At 57.9% G+C, this 19,677-nt stretch carries 10 protein-coding genes and 1 tRNA gene; 3 read left to right on the forward strand and 8 right to left on the reverse strand.

From position 1 onward, the window contains the following. Positions 1 to 159 precede the first annotated feature (159 nt). Positions 160 to 1,341, forward strand: coding sequence for a cytochrome-c peroxidase (locus UH5x_RS02495; RefSeq protein ID WP_482634593.1), 1,182 nt, complete (start codon positions 160 to 162; stop codon positions 1,339 to 1,341). Between the two features lie 447 nt (positions 1,342 to 1,788). Continuing rightward, the gene (locus UH5x_RS02500) at positions 1,789 to 2,718 is read left to right on the forward strand and encodes a hypothetical protein (protein WP_482634594.1); all 930 of its coding nucleotides are present in this window, start codon (positions 1,789 to 1,791) and stop codon (positions 2,716 to 2,718) included. A 179-nt stretch (positions 2,719 to 2,897) separates the two neighbouring features. On the opposite strand, the gene UH5x_RS02505 is transcribed toward UH5x_RS02500, so the two are convergent. After that, positions 2,898 to 3,893, reverse strand: coding sequence for a DUF1559 family PulG-like putative transporter (locus UH5x_RS02505; protein ID WP_482634595.1), 996 nt, complete (start codon positions 3,891 to 3,893; stop codon positions 2,898 to 2,900). Between the two features lie 254 nt (positions 3,894 to 4,147). Continuing rightward, on the reverse strand, positions 4,148 to 7,225 hold the full coding sequence (locus UH5x_RS02510; protein ID WP_482634596.1) for a COG1361 family protein: 3,078 nt from the start codon (positions 7,223 to 7,225) through the stop codon (positions 4,148 to 4,150). 211 nt (positions 7,226 to 7,436) lie between these two features. On the opposite strand from UH5x_RS02510, the gene UH5x_RS02515 reads away from it, so the two are divergent. Next, positions 7,437 to 7,769, forward strand: coding sequence for a hypothetical protein (locus tag UH5x_RS02515; protein WP_482634597.1), 333 nt, complete (start codon positions 7,437 to 7,439; stop codon positions 7,767 to 7,769). 437 nt (positions 7,770 to 8,206) lie between these two features. Here the strand turns inward: UH5x_RS02515 and UH5x_RS02520 are convergent, their stop codons facing one another. The 6 genes from UH5x_RS02520 to UH5x_RS02545 form a co-directional block, all read right to left on the reverse strand. Beyond that, entirely contained in the window at positions 8,207 to 9,397 is a 1,191-nt protein-coding gene (locus UH5x_RS02520) for a pseudouridine synthase (protein WP_482634598.1), read from the reverse strand. A 23-nt stretch (positions 9,398 to 9,420) separates the two neighbouring features. Then, positions 9,421 to 9,494: transfer RNA gene (locus UH5x_RS02525), tRNA-Ile, on the reverse strand. Between the two features lie 154 nt (positions 9,495 to 9,648). Continuing rightward, positions 9,649 to 10,842 (reverse strand): aminotransferase class I/II-fold pyridoxal phosphate-dependent enzyme, encoded by a 1,194-nt coding sequence (locus UH5x_RS02530; RefSeq protein ID WP_482634599.1) that lies wholly within the window; start codon positions 10,840 to 10,842, stop codon positions 9,649 to 9,651. A gap of 27 nt (positions 10,843 to 10,869) precedes the next feature. Then, a complete protein-coding gene (locus tag UH5x_RS02535) occupies positions 10,870 to 12,792 on the reverse strand; it encodes a sulfatase family protein (protein ID WP_482634600.1) in 1,923 nt (640 codons plus the stop codon). 73 nt (positions 12,793 to 12,865) lie between these two features. Then, positions 12,866 to 15,238: an efflux RND transporter permease subunit gene (locus UH5x_RS02540; protein WP_047816075.1), complete on the reverse strand. Its 2,373-nt coding sequence runs from the start codon at positions 15,236 to 15,238 to the stop codon at positions 12,866 to 12,868. 242 nt (positions 15,239 to 15,480) lie between these two features. Continuing rightward, on the reverse strand, positions 15,481 to 19,389 hold the full coding sequence (locus UH5x_RS02545) for an efflux RND transporter permease subunit (RefSeq protein ID WP_482634601.1): 3,909 nt from the start codon (positions 19,387 to 19,389) through the stop codon (positions 15,481 to 15,483). Between the last annotated feature and the right edge of the window lie 288 nt (positions 19,390 to 19,677).

Here is a 19,677-nt window from a genome sequence, read left to right on the forward strand (position 1 = left end):
GGGATCGAATTTTTCCTTCCCAATGAAAACGCCACGATGCCAACCATGACGAATCCGCAATTCGTAGGGACTGTTTCGCGAATGGATCGGGGCAGGGCGGTGTGCTTTATTGTCGCCGTTTGTTGGCTGGGTTCGTTAGGTTCCGGCTGCAAGATCGGCGTGGCAGCGGAGCCCGTCACGAGCAAGACAAAGTTGGCAGGGCAGGGCAGCGCGGCAGAGATGCGAGCGTTGAATCTGCCGGAGACCCCTTTCAACTACAGCGACATCGATTGGCCGGAACATTTTCGGTCTGCGGTGGAACGGTTCGACAACACCCCGCCCGACAATCCGATGACGGACGACGGGGCGACGCTGGGGCGAGTCCTGTTCTACGACAAGACGCTGTCGGCCAATGGCACGGTCTCGTGCGCCTCGTGCCACAAACAAGAGTTGTCTTTTACCGATGATGAACCGCTGAGCGTTGGGTTCGACGGCGAGAAGGTGACTCGCAATTCAATGAGCCTGGTCAATGCTCGCTTCTACCAACGCGGGCGATTTTTCTGGGACGAACGAGCTCGCACATTGGAACAACAGGTCTTGATGCCGATCGAAAACCCAATCGAGATGGGGCATGACCTCGACGTCTTGATCCCGCAATTGGCAGCGGATCCGATCTACCCACCGCTGTTCGCCAAAGCGTTTGGATCAACAGAGGTCACCGTGGATCGGGTCGCCAAGGCATTGGCCCAGTTCGTGCGTTCAATCGTCTCGTTTCAATCTCGCTATGACCTCGGGGTTTCGCAAGCCGGATCCTACCGCCGGCCGTTTCCAAACTTCACCGAGCAGGAGAACTTGGGCAAGCAGGTGTTCTTGTTCCGAGGGAACTGCGCGTCGTGTCACATGAGCAACGCGTTGCCGTTCAATCCGCACCGTCCAGACGAACCGTACGACTCTTCCCAACGACCGGCTCGACAAATGGCGTTCTTCACGATGACCACCCCCGCCGTCAATGGAGTGGACGCGGACACGGACGACGTGGACTTGGGCGTGGGGACGATCAGCAAGGCGGAAATTGATCGAGGACGTTTCAAGTCGCCGTCGCTAAGGAACGTTGAGCTGACCGGGCCGTTCATGCATGACGGGCGATTCCGAACTTTGGATGAGGTCGTCGAGCACTACAACTGGAGCATCAAGCCGCACCCCAACCTTGACGGGCGTCTGGATGACTTCGCCGCCAACGGGATGGCGTTGCCGGAAGTTCCCAAGGTCGCGCTGGTCGCGTTCTTGAAAACGCTGACTGACCGCACGATTTTGACGGAGGAGAAATGGAGCGATCCCTTTGGGCAGGCTGCTGCCGAGTAGAGGTCGTGCGGTTTTGAAGTGGCGTGCTCGTAACGTCTTGCGAACCCCGCCCGTTGGCGATGGGATTGTCGATTTCGCTGTCGGTTGGCCACTCTTGGCCGACATCCACAACTTGGACGGGCAAGAGTGCCCATTCCACACGCGTTCAAACCTCGTTGACAACTCAATCGACTCGCCGCAGCGGGAGCGGTCGGAAAACGAGCGTTCAGCGAGCTGTCCGGGGCAGGGCGGTCGCGGATGGCGACAGCAGGTTCTGCACCCCCCGGCGTCCTCGGATCGACAACAAAGGATGTTGCAAGCTTTCCACTGGAGGTGGAGTTTTTACAACATCTTCACCTTGGCGACGTTCACGCTCCGGTCTCTTCGTTTTTGTAAGTGCCTTGCAGAAGGTGACTTGCGGTGCAATATCGGATGGGCGTGCCATTCGTGGCCCGAACCCTGCATTCCGTGTCCGGTTCGACCACGGATGTCTTTCGACTTGTTTCCCAGTGTTTCTGCATGCACGTTGTTCAGCTCACCGAACTTGCTTCCGTCCTGTCCTACCATGGGCCAGCGATGCTGCTGCAACGCAGTCCCATTTCCCCAGAGGCAATCGCGGGATACTGGACTGCTTCGCGAAACCGTTTGGATCTGTGGCATCAAGTCATGGCGAGATTCAATCGTGTGAAAGCGACCGGCGACTTCTACCGCATGCGATGTTGGTGGACCGAGCACATGGGCGTGTTGGAAGAGATCTTGGCGAGCGAAGCATTGACACGCGTGGTGGCAGCGATCGGGGACGGGATCGATCGTCGAAACGGCACCGATGAGTGTTCGCCGATCACCCAAGCCATTCATCTGTCGCACTTGGAAGCTCGCAACCGAGTTCAGTGGGCGATCCTGGATCGTCGTGGCTGCAGTGTCACCGATGCGGTGCGGCTGAATCGTCTGAGGCGAGTCACGGAACGTTGGATCGATGTCTTGGTGGGCAGCATCGCGGCCCATGATTCGGAATTGACCCGCTACGGAATGGATCTCACACGGACCCAGTCACACGCCAACGCGGCTCGCGAATGCAGCACGGCACCGACCCATGAAACGGTCGCTTGGTTGACCCGAGCGGCGATGAAGGAAGGTTTTCAAAAGCATGTGGCTGAGCAACCGTCGCTCCCGGCGGCGAATCAGGCAGTCGCGGACAGCGTGATGATGATGATGCGCGCCGATCTATTCGACAGCGTCGGCGTTTTGAAGTCGTTGTGGATGCACCGAATCGAAAGCAAAGTGGAGCAGACCGATCAGATGATCGCGGAATTCTTGCGTCCCGATGTCAACGAATCCACCACGGTCAACGCGTACGAGCAAATGCACGCGACCGCGATGGCGCACTGGTTTCGTTAGTTCGAAGGCGCGACGTTGGACAGCTAAGCAGGAATGATTGGGTTGAATCCCGTGAGCCGTTTGGGCGTTGGCCACGGTTATGCACGGGAACCGTGGCTTACGCCAAACGGCTCACATATCCGACGACGTCTGCGTACCTGCTTACAACGGGGCTAGTCAATCCAGCTGAGACTGCGAACTCAAAAGTCGCCGGCGTCGAAGACTTCTTTGTTGTTGCGGCTGCCGATGGCGTGTCGGACTTCTTCGTTCAGCGAATCGGATGTGAATCGAACCGATCCGTCGCACATCAACAAATGCAACCCGCCTGGATGGTAACTTCCAAGTGACATCTGCAAGTCATCTTTGGAGACATCTCGCAAGTTAAACCCTTGGCGGAGTGAGCACAGCGCCTCTGAGAAATCCTGACCGTTCTGTGTGTCGAAGTCTTCGTGGTAGAGCATGAAGTGGTCACAGACACCGCATTCGTGATCGTCGATGTATCTCGTTTCGCCAACCATCAGGGTGTTGCTGAGTCCATCCAGGATGCCGGCAAAATTGATCGGTTTCTGATCCGGGCGGTTGTCGCATACATCTCCTGCCGACGTGATGTGGCAGAAGTCAGTGGCTCGGAACACACCGTTGCCACGATCAAAACCGGTGGTTCCGAAGATCGAATGATCGTTCCAGTTCACATCGCTGCCCCCGTTGCCAAGGTAAGTGTTGCGAACTCGACCATCGATCTTGTCCGTCGGTTGACTCAGGGCTGTCGGTCCGAGTTGAGACGGGCAACGAAACACCATCACGGGCGCCGTGGCGAGTTGCCTGAACCGGACACTTTCGGGCAATCCACCTGTGGGACCCCCGGGTTCGCCGTAGGGAACAATCTCGGCCAGCTGAGTTTGTTCGAGAAAGGCGAGGATGTCAGTGGTCCAACTTGGGCCCCAACCGCCTTTGGCACCCCATGGCAATGTCCGATAAACCGATTCGTAATTGTGAAGCGCCAGCCCAATGTTTTTGAGGTTGTTGCTGCACTGAACCTTGCGTGCCGCTTCACGGGCGGCCTGCACAGCGGGTAAAAGCAGCCCGACCAGAATCGCAATGATCGCGATCACGACCAGCAATTCCACCAAGGTGAATGCCTCCCGAACGGGCCGATCGCCGCTCACACTGCGTTCACGCTCTGTTCGCAGACGCAATTTTCTCGCGTGGAGGCGACGGGCGGGGATTGGGGCAGGGCAGGGCATGCCGCCATTTTCACTGAAACCCCTCGCTGGGAAAAGGATGAATTATCAAAAAAAAGGCGGCGTGTTGGTTTCCCATCACGCCGCCTTTGGATTGATTATCAGACGTTCCCGCCGATTGGACTGCTTCCTACGTCCCGCTCCTTCAGTCTCGGAATCACCCTGGAGTGACCGAAGGGCAAGTCGCAAATCGTGCAGTCAGGTTCCCATCAACGCAGTGGCAAGGAGAACTCGTTGCCACCCGGCCCGCTGCGACGGCTGATCCGTTCGTTGCGTGCGTTCATGTAGTGCGTTGCTTCTTCGGCCACCAAAATCGTGTCGCCGCTGCGAACTTCGGTGCGGAAGCGATGATGCCCACCCTCGGCTGCCTTGGCAACGATTTTCATGCGGACTTCTTCTCCGGCGTCGATCCGAGCAATGGGATTGATCAGAACCTGACCGGTGATGACCTTGCCATCGTTGCCCAGCAATTGCTGAGGTTCGATGCCGTTGCTGAACTGAGCGATCGCTCGAACGTCCGTGGCGGGTTTGCTGCCGCGGTTGCGGATGACAATTTGATAGGTCACGTCTTGCCCAACCGGAGCAGGTGCCGAGGGGTCTTCAATCGAAAGAACCAAGTCAGCGATCGCTTCCACGTTGGTGGTCAAGGCGACGCCGGTTTGCCCAGCAGCACTGCCTTTGCACTTGAACGTGAATTCATGTTGCCCGGTGGAGTCGAGACGGCACTGGAATTGATAGTTGCGACGGGCACCTGGGGTCAACGAAGCGATTTTCCAACGCAGTTGATTGTCGATCAACGAAGCGCCTTCCATGCCACCGATGTAGGTGACGCCCATCGGCAAGGTCAAGGTTGCCAAGACATCGTCACTGGCGGTGGTGCCATGGTTGGTCAGTTCCAATTGGTACATCGCATCCGTGTTTTGATACTTGAGTTCCGGGCCTGTCAAAACGGCTTCCAGATCCGCAGCCAAAACGCGAACGTTTTTGTCCGCTTCAGCCTTCAACTCCAAGTCTCCGCTGGCCAAGCCGTGAATCTTCAAGTCACCCAGATCTTGCGCGGTCAACTCAACTTCGAATTGAGCTTCCTTGCCCGATGGGATGTCACCGATGCGTTGGCTTTGTGGCGTGCTGGATTCGGGTGACAACGTGAACACCACGTTGGGTGCCACTCCGTCGCCCGGATTCAACACGCGGATGGTATACGTCTTCGATTGGCCATAGATGACTTCGTCGGGACCATCGATCGTGAGAGCGAGTTCTGGTTCTTGAACTTCGACTTGCATCCGTTCCTGTTGGGGAGCGATGGTCCAGTCGACGTTCAAGTCGTGGGTTCCGCTGCGAGCGGCTTTCAGGCGAACAAGCATGCGTTCGGTTTGGCCGGCCTTCAGGTGTTCGATTCGCCAGTTGAGTTGACGGACACTGTTTTCGGTCGAACCTGCCACGTCGCCGCGACTGGCTTGTTGGCCAACCACATCGGCCCAATCAGGGATGTAGGCGCGAATGACCAAGCCTTCCGCGTCGACGTTCCCACGATTCTCGACTCGAATTTCGTAGGGGTGCGTTTGGCGGATCATGACCTTCTTCGGGCCAGCCGTGATGACTCGGATCCCGGGCAGTTCACTGGATGTCGACGAGGAAGGCATGGCCTTGACCGTTTCGACAGCAGGAGCTGGCGTTGTTCCCCGCATTGTGTTGGGATAATCCGATTGGTTCGGGCCAGCGTTGGCGGCTGGGCCGGAAATCGATCGAGCTGGCACCGACGATTGAGCCTGGAAAGGATCACGCGTTTGGAACTGATCGTGGGAAACACCGTTGGAGTTGTGCCATGCCGACTGTGGTTGACCCAAGGCGGATTCAGCAGTTTGATCTGCGGCACCAACTGGCAATCGATCGCTGATGGGACGCAAGGCAATGTCGGTTGCTCCGCTGGCCGAAAGCGAGCCTGATGGGCGACTGTCAGCGCGGCCTCCACCAAACGTTTGCATCTTAGTAGGTGCTTCGTTGGGCACTGCCACGGGCTGGCGTGGAGTCGCTGGACGAGAGTTCGCAGCCACGAAGGAATCGTTGGGTTGCGTTGTCGAAGGTGCCTGGCGAGCTTCGCCCAGCGTGATCGAGGACGACGCTGTCTTGGCAGGTGTCGCCAGCGGTGCCGGCACGGCCGGCGCGGGAGCCTGGATCGGTGCCATGGCAACACTCTTGGGTGGTACCAGTTGGCTGATCCGTTGTGGAGCCGGTGCGGGCTTGGCCACAGGTTGGCTTTGAGCGACGGTTGCAGGTGCTTTGGCCGGTGCCGGCGCTTGCACGGGCACTGCCGGTGCGGCAGCGGTTGGCTTGGCAACCGGTGCTGTTTGGGCGACGGCAGTTGGGGCAGGAGCAGGGGCCGGTTTCGAGGCCACCTTGGGTGCTGCTTTCTCAACCGGTGCCGGTGGTTTCACGGCTGCTTTTGGCTGTGGCTTGGGTTCCGCCTTGGCGACATCGACCGAAGGGGTTTTGGCCGGAACGGGTTTGGGTTCGGTCTTTGCAACAACCGTCGGCTTTTGACGTCGTGAGGATTCGGTCGAAGACAATTCTTCAATCGTTGGCTCGGTTTCGACTTTCAAAATTCGGCGTGAAACCTTCGGAATGATTTCAACCGGTTCGGTCCTGACAGGTGAAATCGCGATGGGCGTGCTGCGGACGACTGGAACGGGAGTCGATTTGCTTTCAACGCGGATCGGTGTCGAGGGAGCGGTTCGCGCAATCGACGTTTCCATTTTGGGTGGTTGCGGCACTCGCGAGGTTGACTGGGAAGTCGGTCGCTGGGCCACACGTGAACTCGCGTTGGGATCACGCAAAGGAGCCGGTCCGCTGCTGTTGTTTTGAGCGGTGCTGCTGGCCTGACTGCGGTGGGTCGGAACGCCGCTCCAATCCACGGTGCGGTCACTGTTGACGGCGGTGGCGGTGCGACCGCTGTTGCTGGCACTGGAAGAGGACGAGTCGCTGCCGCCGAACAAATTGCCAAGCAATCCGTTGCTGGACGAACGGGTGGTCGTCTGGGACCCAGAGCCAAAGGCACTGAACAGACCGCCGCGGGACGTCCCGCGGCCGCTGAGCTGTTTCCCGACAACCTGTTGGATTTCAGAGTTCTCGGTGGTTTCTTGGGCAGCAACGCGATTTGCCTCCGAGGAGGTCCATGGCGTGGGGCCGACGTTGAAGGACGTCGCGAACATCGCTGCGGCCATGATGACCGGCAGGCGACGGCGTGGTGACGCCAATTGCGTGATGAGTTGACAAAGACCGCGCGACATTTTTGTACTCGTCTCGTGACACGAAAGGGTGATTCGATCGTGGTATCGGCTGTTTGGGTATTCCGTGCTGAATGAATTTGAACGACGATGACGGTTTGGACAAAAATTCGGCCTGTGTCATTTATGACGACGGGCGGTTTGGTCCCCCCAAAGAAGCACCGGTCACGAGCGGTGTTTTCAGCTTTGCCACCCTTTCGAGCGATGGAGTTTCATGTCTCGACGCGAAAAAATTGAAGCCATGTTGGCGGACGATCCCAGCGACACATTCCTGCGATACTCCTTGGCGATGGAATTTCGATCGGAAGGTGATCATGAAACCAGTTTGGTGAAACTTCGGGGTCTGTTCACCGACACCCCGCCATACGTTCCCGCCTTCTTCATGGCCGCGCAGCAGTTGGTGGACTTGGGGCGGGTGGACGAGGCTCGCGCGATTCTGCGCGACGGGATCGAACAGGCGCGGTCGCAGAATGATTCTCACGCCGCCGCCGAAATGAGCGAGCTGCTCTCCTCGATTGGAATGCTGGGCGAAGACGACGACCTTTGAGATCGTGTGTTTCCTCCGACGGGAAGAGGTCGTGAGGCTTTTGCTCGTTCCCATGCTCTGCGTGGGGACGCAATGCACGGCAGGCTCCGCCTGCTGAGACAAAATCGGGAGGCGGAGCCTCCAAGACAGTGTGTTCCCAGGCAGAGCCTGGGAACAAGTGCCGTGCTCCCAATGCCCTTTGAATCCCGCCCGTGCAGCGGGTGGGGTCGGAAAGCGAGCGTTGAGCGAGATTACCGGGGGAGGGCAATCCACGCCGCTTCCCCATGCCCAGCCCTCACCTGAATGGCGTTGCTGGACGTCCCCTCAAACTTCGTCTTGGGAGAGCTGCACCAGGTGGAAACCCGCGAACCAACGGCATCCAGTCGCAGCATGGCCTCGTGGGGAGAACGGACTGGGAAGTCCGCCCTGCGGTCACCCAACCCAAGCATTCACCGTGGTCACGAACGACCGCCGCGGCGAGATGCTTTGCCGCGGCCTTTCTTCACACCGCCAGGCCTGGTGCTTGGTTTCTTGCCAGCGGTACGTTTGCGGATGATGTCCGGGTTGGACCCGCGTTCGGCTTTGCTGCGGGACGCTTTTGGGGGATCGGCACCGATAATGGTTCCGGTCGAACCGGCACTCGAGACCGTTCGCTTTTTGACAGCCTTGGATGTCTTTGGCGAGGTCGCTTTGACACGCGTGTCGGTTGAACGACTCTTCTTGACGGCCTTCCGAACGCCCTTGGTTGCCGGGCGAGCGCCGGTTCCTTTGGACGCAACATTGCGGTTGGCGCCACCGGGGCGTCGTTTGATGGACTGTTTCGAATTCGGGCGGGCTGGTGCGGCCGCTTGTTCCGCTTTCTCAGCCGCGTCAATGCTGCGGCGCAACTTATCGACTTCGTCTCGCGTGAGTTTGCGATAGGCGCCCCGCGGCACGTCGCCCAATTTCAATGGTCCGATCGCGACACGTCGGAGTTGTTGAACTTTGTGGCCAAGCCGAGCTAGGATCCGACGAATTTCGCGGTTCTTGCCTTCCTTCAGCCGAATTTCCATCTCGGTGGCTTTGGAGCGTGCCTTGATGATCTTCGCACCGTCGACTTGGACAAAGCCTTCAGCGATGTACATGCCTTCCCGCATCTTCTTCATCGTTTCACCGCGGACTTCGCCCGCAACGATGACCCGGTAGATCTTCTGAATGCCGAATTTGGGGTGAGCCAATTTTTGAGCCAGGTCACCGTCGTTGGTCAGCAAGATCAGGCCTTCGCTGGACAAATCCAAGCGGCCGACGGGAAAGACGCGTTCGGTCGGAGGAACCAAGTCGATCACGCGAGGGCGACCGCGGGGGTCTCGGTTGGTCGTCACGATGCCAACGGGTTTGTTGACGACGTAATAAACCAGCTTTTGGGGACGCAGGTAATTTCCATCGACGCGAACTTTTTGGACGTTCGGGTCGACGGTGGTTCCCAATTCCGTGATCGTTTCGTCGTCCACATCCACGCGTCCTTCACGAATCAATTCTTCGCATTGCCTCCGGCTGCCAAAGCCAGCGGATGCGAGCAATTGGTTGATTCGTTTTGCCGAGGACGTCGACTGGTCTTTGGACGAAGACGAGGGACGTTTTGATTTGGAGGACGAGGGTTGGCGTGGCATGAAAGGGCGAGCAAAAGAAAAGGTAGGGCTGGCAGGACTTGAACCCGCGACCTAGGAATTATGAGTTCCCAGCTCTAACCAACTGAGCTACAGCCCCGAAATGCGAGATTCGCAGGGGCAAATGATAGCTGCCCACCCGGGTTTGTGACAGTGATGAAGTTCCGAGTCGGGGCACGAAGTCGCGGTGTTTCCCGCGGCCAGCGAGCCCCATTTCCTGCCCCGATTGGGCTTTCAGATCCGAAACCGTCCGTTCAGGCTTGCTCACTCACCGAAGCCAGTTCGGCAGATTGCAGTTGGGGACAGACCCGATGCAGCACGTCGGCGAGCAATTCGATGTCGTGGTCTCGGTGGGCGGAAGTGATCGAAACTCGCAACCGTGATTTTCCCGCCGGGACCGTGGGGGGCCGGATCGCGGGGACAAAGAACCCGTTCTCACGCATCGCTTCGCTGCACCGGATGGTTTCGGCTTCGTCGCCGATGACCAAGGGGACAATTGGGATCCCTGCTTCCACGCCACTGGTTTCTCGATTCATGCGGCGGCGAAACAGTCGCGACATGTGGGCGAGCCGGTCACGACGATCTTGCCACAGCGACAACCGCTGAATCACGCGATGAGCGCCCTCAGCAACGACCGGCGACAGCGCGGTGCTGAAGATCAACGATCGACAGGCGTTGACCAACGTGTCAATCACGACTTGAGGGCCCGCGACGAAGCCACCTTGGTGGCCGACCGCTTTGCTGAGCGTTCCAATTCGAACGGTCACACGGTCGGAAACACCAAACGCATCGCAGAGACCGCCGCCACGTGATCCCAGCACGCCGGTGCCATGGGCCTCGTCCACGATCATGTGAGCACCAAAACGCTCAGCCAAATCCACCAATTGAGGCAACGGCGCCACGTCGCCATCCATGCTGAAGACACCGTCGGTGACGATCCAAATCAAACCGCCTTTGCCGGCGCGGTCGCTCAACACGTGTTCGACGAAGTCGAGATCACGGTGGGGATAGATCACCCGTTCGGCCTTGGACAGGCGACAGCCATCGATCAAGGAGGCGTGATTGAGTTCATCGCTGAGAATCAAGTCGCCTTCACTTGGCAAGGTTGCCAACGTTCCCGAGCAGGCCGCGTAGCCCGAGGGGAAGACCACCGCGGCTTCGGTTTGTTCCAGTTCAGCGAGGCTGCGAGCGAGCGCTTCGTGCCGCGGCGTCCAGCCACAAACGAGCGCACTGGCGGAAGCACCATGGGTTGCATAAGCGGCTTGCAAATCGCAGCCGCGTGTTTCGTCGGCAATCACACCGAGGTAATCGTTGCCGCCGAAGTTCATCAGCCGACGCCCATCCGCTTCGACCACATGAACGCCTTCGACCTTTCGGCTGTGCAGCTTTCGCGTGCGACCCTCTTGGGCGAACGATTTCAAACGATCGTGAAGCGGTTGGAGTGACATCGGTGGATTCCTGTCGGAAGATACGTCCTATTGCGCCAACAGATATTGGAGCAGATTGCTGACGTACTTTTCAGCTCGCACTGGCGGATCGTTGCCATTTGTTGGCAGATTTTTTAGCAGCGGCTGAACGTTCCAGTCGAGGACTTGGCGGTGGTTGTCGATCAGGTTGAGTGCCGTCATCGCCACAAAGTGCCCTTCCTGGTTGACGTTGGCAAGCTCCACCAAGATCTGCTTCGCCTGCGTTCGTTGCGAATTGCTCCCGGCAACCAACAACCCTTCGCTGGCCGCTGCTCGAACGATGGGGGATTCGTCTTTCAATGCGAGCGGCTCGAGCAGCTTCAACGCGACGGCCAGCTTGTCTGCGTCGAGTTTCTGGTTCGGCGAGAGGATCGCAAGCGTCAATCCGCGGGCACCCCAGTAGCGATCCAAGCTGGATTCGCTGGCGCAAAGCGTTTGCAGTTCCTGCAGCTTGTCACGGTCCAGTTCGTTCCAGGATGTGGTGGCGTCCCAGGCTATGTCGACCAGGTGGTTCCAATCCAAACCGCTGGATTGAGCCCATTGAGAAGGAGGTTGCTTCCCAGCCAGTCGATGCATTTCTGCTTCCGGAATGACACCCAGATCGGTTGTCGACTCCATCCAGTTGCGAAGTTCAGATCGCATCGTGTTGAGTTTGTCAGCGTGTGCTGGATCGGAGACCAAGTTGTTGACCTCGTCGGGATCCGCTTGCAGATCGAACAGCTCTTCCAGTGGTTTGACCTGCCAAACCTTGGATTGGATTGCGTTCAGTTCCCCGGCGTCAAACATCTTTTTCCAAACCATCGTGGTCGGCGTTTGGAACATGTAATCGATGTAGGCAAAGTAAATTCGTTCCGGATGAAAGTGACGGATGTAGACGTACCGGCCATCGGTGCAACTTCGCACCATGTCGACTCGTTCGTCCATGCGTCCGCGATAGCCAAACAGGTATTCCTTTGAATCACCATTGAGCGGACCAGCGAAGGGAACGCCTTGCATCGTGGTCGGCAGATCCGCACCGGCCAAACTGATTGCGGTGGGGCCCATGTCAACGAAACTCACCAACCGGTCGGTGATTCCACCGGACTGGTAGTCGGCGGGCGCGAGCTGTTTGTATTTCTCGGGGACATGCAACAGGAACGGCACATGCAAACCGGAGTTGTATGGCCAGCGCTTGCTGCGTGGCATGCCGCTGCCGTGGTCGCCGTAATAGAAGACGATCGTCGAATCGGACAATCCATCTTCCTCGAGTTGCGTGAGGATTTTGCCGCACTGTGCGTCCATCTCGGTCAAACGATCGTAGTACTGAGCCCAGTCGCGACGGACTTTGGGAACGTTCGGTTGATACGTGGGCACAGGGGCTTGGTCGGGATCATGAACCAATTTGTGCGCGTTGCGGATCTTGCTTTCGTGGCTGATTGTGAAATTGAAGACCGCGAAAAAGGGTTGGTCCTTTTTCTCGCGGTTGCGGAAGTGGGCTTTGCCACTGGATTCATTCCAGCTTTTGACTGCCGCCTGACCGGCGAAGTTGTAATCGGTCTTGGAGTTGTTGGTGCAGTAGTACCCGGCTTTCCGCAGAGCGGTGGGGTAGTACTGGAAGTCGCTGGGCATTTGGACGCCGCTGCGCATGTGTTCGCCGCCCAGGCTGGTCGCGTACATGCCAGAGATCAACGTGGTGCGTGCTGGAGCACACACAGGGGCGTTGGACCAACATTTGGTGTAGCGAAGTGAGTGAGTTGCGAGTTTGTCCAGGTTCGGTGTGTCGGCATATTCGTCGCCGTAGCACCCCAGTTGCGGCCCATTGTCTTCACTGGTCAGCCACAGAATGTTCGGCGGTGGCAAGGAGTCCGAATCGGCGGCGGAAACGCCTGCGAGCAACGCAGGAGAGAGGAACCAACAGCCAACCCAAGCGGCGGCAATCCAAGATTTCAGCATGAGGGGGATCTTTGAAGGAGGCGGGAGATTGTGGGGGAACAACCCGTGGCCTCACATCCTAACCGAACGCGAATCAGCGTGTTACGCTTGAAATGTTGTCCGCATTGGCTTTTGACTGGGCCGTTTTCGGAGTCAAAAAACGTCCCAGGGGTGATGCCAACAGGGCGGGCAACAGCAACACATCGCCGATCAAAGCGGCCAGCAGCAAGCCGAACATCATGAAGGCGAAACGCTGGGTCGGCTGGAAATCCGACAACCCATAAACGAGAGGCGAAATGGCGCACACCGCCGTCGTTTGCCACATCGCCGGCCCGCACTTGTGAAGGGCCGCGAGGGACGCTTCGGTTCGTCCCTTTCCCTTGCGAGATTGATTTTGGAACTTGGTCAAAAAGTGGATGGTCCCATCCACCGCGATCCCCAACGCAACGCTGGCGGTCATCACCGATCCGATGTCGAGTGGTGTTTCGAGCAACCCCATCGTTCCGAACAAAGTGATCGTTGGGAACAGGTTGGGGAACATGGCGACCAATCCACCCAAGAAGCTTCGTAGCAACAGCATCATGATGATCGCAACGATTCCAAACGCCGCCAGGAAACTGCGGAACAAATCCTGCAACAACACGTCTTGCGATTCGGTGGTCATCGGCACACCACCGGTGAACTGTGGCGAGATGCCTTCGCCAGCTTCCTCCAAAATCGGAATCACTTCTGCCTGCACACGTTGGAACTCGGTGCGGTAATCAATCGCTTCGTCAAACGGGAACCGAAAACTGATTCGCCAAAGCTGATTGCCCTGGTTGTCAATCGCGATGTAACCGGCGTCCTGCAACGGGGAATCGGGATCTTCCAACTGCTTGCGGATGTTCGCTTCCAAAACCGTGGAACGAATCGAGCGGCTCTTCTTGGACGGTGGGCTGGGCAAAAACGATCGCGCCGAGAACACACCACCGACCAAATCGGTGGATCGAAGATGGTCATCGACGTCTCGGACCAAACGAAACCGGTCAATGGAGTCCGGCATCGAATCGGGAGGGAACTGAACGACCACTTCCGCATTGATGGTTGGCCCGATGTGCTCTTCAAACCAAGCGTAGTCGGTCCGGATGCGACTGTTCTCGGGGAACATTCGCGGGATGTTGACTGACGTGGTCAGCTGAGGCAAACCTGACGCAGCAATGGCAGTGATGATGGTGAAGAAAGTGACAACGATGATCGGGTATCGCATGAACTGAGCCGCGAAGGCTTCCCATGCGTGCCCAATTTGAGAACGCCACTTCTCGACCGGCAACGGATCGTCTTCGGTTTCGCTGGTTTCCGATTTCCTGGCTTTGGCCAAGGCCGCGCGGTGTTTGGCGCGGTGTCGCTTGCCGTGCCACTGCATGGCACCGGGCAGCAGCAGCAACAACAGCAACAAGGTTCCAAACACTGATCCCGCTGCGATGAATCCGAAAGCGCTGACGGGAACCAAACGAACCAACCCCAATGAACCCAGGCCAATGATGGTGGTGGTCGCGGCCAACCAACACGGCAAGATTCCCGCCTGCATGGCTTGGCGGGTCGCCGCGGTCGGATCGATGTTTGGATCGCTGCACATCGCGTCGCGGTAGTAATTGCACAGGTGAATCCCTGCACTGGCGGTCAATACAAACACCAGTGGCGGCAACACGATCAGAATCGCATTCATTTCGATGCCGGAATACAGCACCATCGCCAGCGACATGCCTTGCCCGATCACCGCGACGACGATGATGATCGCCGTCAACACGATCGACCTTAGGCAGAACACACAAATCAGAGCCCCCACGATGACCGAGGGCAACGTGAAACGATCGATCGAGCCCTGGGCTTCCGCATCCACCAACGCACCATCGGTCGGTGGACCCGCGGTGTAGATCTCGTCTTCGGGGACACCGATGCTGTCCGAAACAATTTGCCGAACTTCGGCCAAGACGTCTTGGCGATTGAGATTCCCGTGTTCGGTGAAGGTGGCCAAAACGATGGTTTGTTCACCGTCTTCGCCAATCAGCGACCCTTTCAGTCTCGCTCGCGTGGCGCGATCCGAAAAGCTGGTCGGCGGACTGGTCAGGACATCGTAGACTCGTTGCCCAGAACTGACGCCAGCCAGATGGGCGGGGCGATCCGGGGTCGCTTGGGTCAGTGGCAGCAACGCTTCTGCGGCGGCGTCGACTTCTTCGGAGCCAATCTTTGCGTCGTCCCAACCAATCATCAGGACGTCTTGGCCCTGAAACAGCTTCGAGAAGTCGTCGTACTGTTTGCGGACCGGCATGTCCTCGGGCAACCACAGCGCCGGTGCGTTGTACATCGTCGACAACGCTCGCGTCGAATCGCGCGCCGCTAGCGGTCCGAGAATGCAAACCGCCAAAAGGCCGATGCAGAATCGCACGCGATAGGTTGTCGCTTGGTCACCCAGGGATTTCAAAGGCATGTTGAGATGGTCGATCAGTTCGAAACAGAATGAGAACCGAGCCTATCGAAATCGACCTCCGCTGGCGACTCGTAATCGGTCGCGAGCGCCGCATCCCGAGACAGAACGAAGGCGAAAGAGCATTTCAATCGGATCGTTCGTCAAACTTTCGCCACCTCACCCATTGGCAACATCCACCATGGGGGAACGTTGCCAATCGAGAGGTCAACCGACACAGTGAGCTGACGAACCTGACCGAAGCATCAGCCCTTGGGGGAGGGATGCTTGGACTCCGCCCGTGTCGGCGGTTTGTGGACCTTCAACACGGGAGTGTCCTCGGTCACCACAATCCCCTCGGGTGGGCTCTGCGTTGTGACCTGGTCGTCTCCCATCACCGGTTCACCTGGCGCGGATTGACCAGGGTCAAACGCGGGCTTTCCCAGGTGGTCGTGCCTTGGTTTGAAGACCTTTCCAAGTGGCCCAGCCAACAAAGCGGGCAACAAGATCAAGTCACCGATCAACGCGGCTGCCAACATCACCAACATCAACGTTCCAAAACGCTGCGTGGGGGTGAAGGTCGACATCGCAAAGATGAACAATCCCAGTCCACCCACGATGGTCGTTTGAGTCATGGCAGGGCCAACCCGGCGGTAGGTTTCAATGACCGCCTCTTTTCGCGACTTGCCTTCTTCGAGGAACTGTCGGAACCAAGTCAGGAAGTGGATCGTGTCGTCCACCGCGACACCCATCGCGACGCTGGCGGTCATCATCGTTCCGATGTCGACTGCCGTTCGCAAGTGTCCCATGATGCCAAAGACCAGTAGCACAGGGAACACGTTGGGAATCATCGACACGGCACCCGCCGCGAAGCCCGCACGTAGATTGGCAGGAGCCAGCCAATTGGCGGGGAAAGAACCTGGGTTCAGCAACACGATCATCACGAAGCCGATCAGCACAAACGCGAGCAAGATCGATTCAACCAAGCTGCCCAACAGAGTCCGCTGGGCTTTGTAGACCACCGGAACGACCCCCGTGTAGATCACCTGAGGCGTGGCAGGTTCGTCGAGCTCAAAAACCGGCAAGCGATCTGGTAGCCCGTCCGCGACTTTCTCAAGTGTCAAAATGTGCTTCGGGATCGGCCGCGAAATCACTTCCATGGCGGAGATCAATCGGGGCGCTCCGGCGGCGATCGACGGTGTGGGTTTCTCGGCCGCGGCTGGGGTGGCCGTCGAGGATTGGAACCTCAGTCCCGCCAGATCGATGACCACGTCTGCGGCCGCGATTCTCCGATCCCAGTTCTCGTCCGAGGGTTTTGCAATCGCGTCAGCGGCTTCAGGATCAATCCAGCTTTGTCGGATGCGTTCGTTGCCCAACAGTTCACGCAATGTGGCCAGGAACACAGCTTGCTGATCCACCACGCGTTCGCCACTGGCTTCATCGGTGGTCACCAGGGTCGCACTGTCCAAATCCAAGATGTTTTGGGCACCGAGCACCAGAACCTTCGCCTTTGGAATCTGCGTGCCGTCGGGTTGTTGCAACTCACGCAACAATTTTGCTCGCACACGGTAGGCTTGCACCACCGGATCAACCGCGTCTTTCAGTTCGTTGATGAATAACCCGTAATCAACATCCGACAGGGCACTGACGCGTAAACTCAGACGCCACAGTTCGCTGTCCTTGAGCGGACCGTTCTTTTCCACTTTGACGTAATCGCTACGAAGAAGCTCGTCACGAGAATCGTTCAGGCGACTGTTGAATTGTGATCGCGTGTTGCTCCATCCATTGCTGACATCCGGAAGCGGCGCGATGAAGGTGTCCATGCTGGACGCTTGGCCAACCTTGGCGATGCCTTCTTCGCCGAGCGAGCGGGTGACCACTTTGCGGATTCGTGCGACCGCCTCAATGCGTTCCAACAAACTCAGCGAAATCGGGTCGGACAACCGATCCTGATCCTCGATTTCCTCTTCGCTCGTCGCCGCCAAACGCTCCGGGCGTTGGATTTCGGGAGGCATGCGAACCACGATTTCCATCGGCACCAAGTTGCCAAAGTGATCCTCCAACCAAGCGTAATCGCGAAGGATACGAGCCTGAGGATCGAACAGCTTCAGCAACTGCACCGAGGTTGTGATCTTGAACAATCCCAACGATGCAATCGCCAGACCTGCGATGCAACCGACACTGACGACCGCATGATGGCTGGTGATCCAGCGGCCAACGCCTGCCCACCATGCCGCCAATTCCAACTCACCGGAAACCGCACCTTGAGATGGTTGGGAATCGCCTGCCGAGGCATTGCCGGTTGACCCATCCTTGCGTTTTGCAGCGGCCAAGCGTTTGCGTTCTTCGGATTTGTCTTGGCCAAATTGCGGCGAAAACGTTTCCAGTGCCGCGGGAAGGTAACTGAACAGAATGCCCAGCGTCGAAATCACACCGATCGCGGAATACAACCCGAAGTTGCTGATTGGTTTCAGGTTGCTGGTGAAGAGCGAGGCCAAACCGATCGCAGTGGTCAGTGCCGCCAACGAGCACGGCAATGCCGCATGCATCAAGGCGCGTGTGGCCGCTCCACGTCGCCCGCGGAAACGGACTTCGTCGCGGTAGTAGTTGATGACGTGAATCGACCCCGACAACCCCAGCACGTAGACCAGAGATGGCATCGACATCAGAATCGCGTCAACGCGACCGCCAGTCCAACCCACCATCGACATGCTGAGCATCGCGGCAGAACCGCCGACGACAAACAGCATGATCGTGACTTTGACACTGCGGAAGCAGAAGTACGAAAGCAACACGCCCACCAGGATGCAGTAACCGACCAAGCGAACCAGCGTGATCGTGCCCTCTTCGTCAATCGCAATGTTGTCGATCGGAGGACCGCCCATTCGCAACGGAGGCATTCCGCCAATGGACTCAGGTGGCTCGCGATTGAACGGTGGCGGTGCACTGCTGGGCGGAAGCGGTGGCTGGATTCCGGATTGATGCGCCAGTTGCAGCAATCGACCCTGAGGCATTCCTAGCGTGCCGCGACCAACCGCAAACGCGAGATTGTCCTTGGCCAAGTCCGTCAACGTGACCAGCAAACACGTCAAGCGTGGTGGAGGTTCGACGCCCAACGAATCGTACACGGCGTACCAAGCGTCGGTTTGGGTCTGAGTGAGTGAAGTGGGAAGCTTCTCTCGCTCACCATCCAAGCGTTCGGCCACAAAGGTTTGCAGTGTTTGTTCAGCGACCTCGAGGGCGTTCGCCGGCAATTTGCCACGTTGTGCTTCGGGCAAGGCTTCGACGAACGATTCCGCCGTCCAACCAAACTCATGCGGGACTGCGGGAGCGAACAACGTTCCGGTCAAACGTTCCATCGCAAGGCGTTTGGCCACGATGGGCTTCTTGGTCACATCTGTCAGATCGATCGGCCAAAGGGGGCCGCCTTCGGCAGCGAGCTCTTCCGCGATGGTGGCTCCCGTTTGAACCGTTTGAAACAACGGAGCGCACAACAACATCGGGTCGTTGTAAAACGGATTGATTCGTTCGGCGGTGGACGGTTCGCCAAACGCGGTCACGAATTGTCCCTGCAGTTCGTAACTGCCGAGTGACTTTTTGACTTTCCGGATCAACGCCGCTGGGCCGTTCAGTGACTCTTCCCAGCGGAACAGCTTGCCTTCCGGCGTGATGTAGTACCACGTGCCATCGGCGGAAGCCAACCACTTCTCGCCTTCACCGCCCCAGTCGGTCAGGTCTTGGCCAGGCGGCAACAATTCCAATTCCTCGCCCAGTTCCCGGGCCCGGACACGGGCTTGGACTTCAGCGAGTGACAACGCGTTTTCGCCCCAGGCCTCTTCCGCCGCCAGTTGCTCGCGATAGTTCGCTGACTCGTGCAGCAGTTTGTCTTCGAACAGTCGCAACCGTTGGTCGCCGACGTTGCATCCTTCCCAGGTCAAGAGAACAAAACTTTCGCCAGCAAAGTGATCCGCGAACCAATCCAGTTCGGCGGTCTCGGGAAAGTCACTGGGCAACCAGTCTTTGACATCGTTCTCTTTGTTCTTCAGCCCCATGCGAGCAGCGCGGAACGCCGATGGCATGAAAAAGAAGAAACCCATGAGGATCAACAAAGCCACACTCAGTCCCCACGGGCCAGGCCGCTCCAGGAACGACGGCTTGGTTGAGTCTGCGGTCATCGAGGATTCCGAAAGTGAGAAAGAAGAGTGGTCCCGTCGGGACAGCTTCGATTGGACAAGTTGAAGGAGCGAGTTTTTCGTGAGATTGAAACTCGTCTCAATCTCGTTTTGCCGCCAGCATCCGTCGCTGTCAACGACGCATCTGCCGCCAAGGTCGGTCATCTGAATAAGCTATCGAGCGATCGGCAGAAGGTCCACGTCAATGCGATTGTCCCACGCAAACGTTTCAATTGTTGCAAGACAATTGAGAGGGTTAGAAAAACTGGGGAGTTTCTAACCCAAAACGCT

This window comes from Rhodopirellula sp. UH5 (assembly GCF_056839225.1).

Excerpts from the sequence above, each read along its gene's own strand:
- UH5x_RS02515 (WP_482634597.1), top strand. The coding sequence starts at position 7,437 with ATGTCTCGACGCGAAAAAATTGAAGCCATGTTGGCGGACGATCCCAGC.
- UH5x_RS02535 (WP_482634600.1), bottom strand. The coding sequence starts at position 12,792 with ATGCTGAAATCTTGGATTGCCGCCGCTTGGGTTGGCTGTTGGTTCCTC.
- UH5x_RS02540 (WP_047816075.1), bottom strand. The coding sequence starts at position 15,238 with ATGCCTTTGAAATCCCTGGGTGACCAAGCGACAACCTATCGCGTGCGA.
- UH5x_RS02545 (WP_482634601.1), bottom strand. The coding sequence starts at position 19,389 with ATGACCGCAGACTCAACCAAGCCGTCGTTCCTGGAGCGGCCTGGCCCG.
- UH5x_RS02520 (WP_482634598.1), bottom strand. The coding sequence starts at position 9,397 with ATGCCACGCCAACCCTCGTCCTCCAAATCAAAACGTCCCTCGTCTTCG.
- UH5x_RS02510 (WP_482634596.1), bottom strand. The coding sequence starts at position 7,225 with ATGTCGCGCGGTCTTTGTCAACTCATCACGCAATTGGCGTCACCACGC.
- UH5x_RS02530 (WP_482634599.1), bottom strand. The coding sequence starts at position 10,842 with ATGTCACTCCAACCGCTTCACGATCGTTTGAAATCGTTCGCCCAAGAG.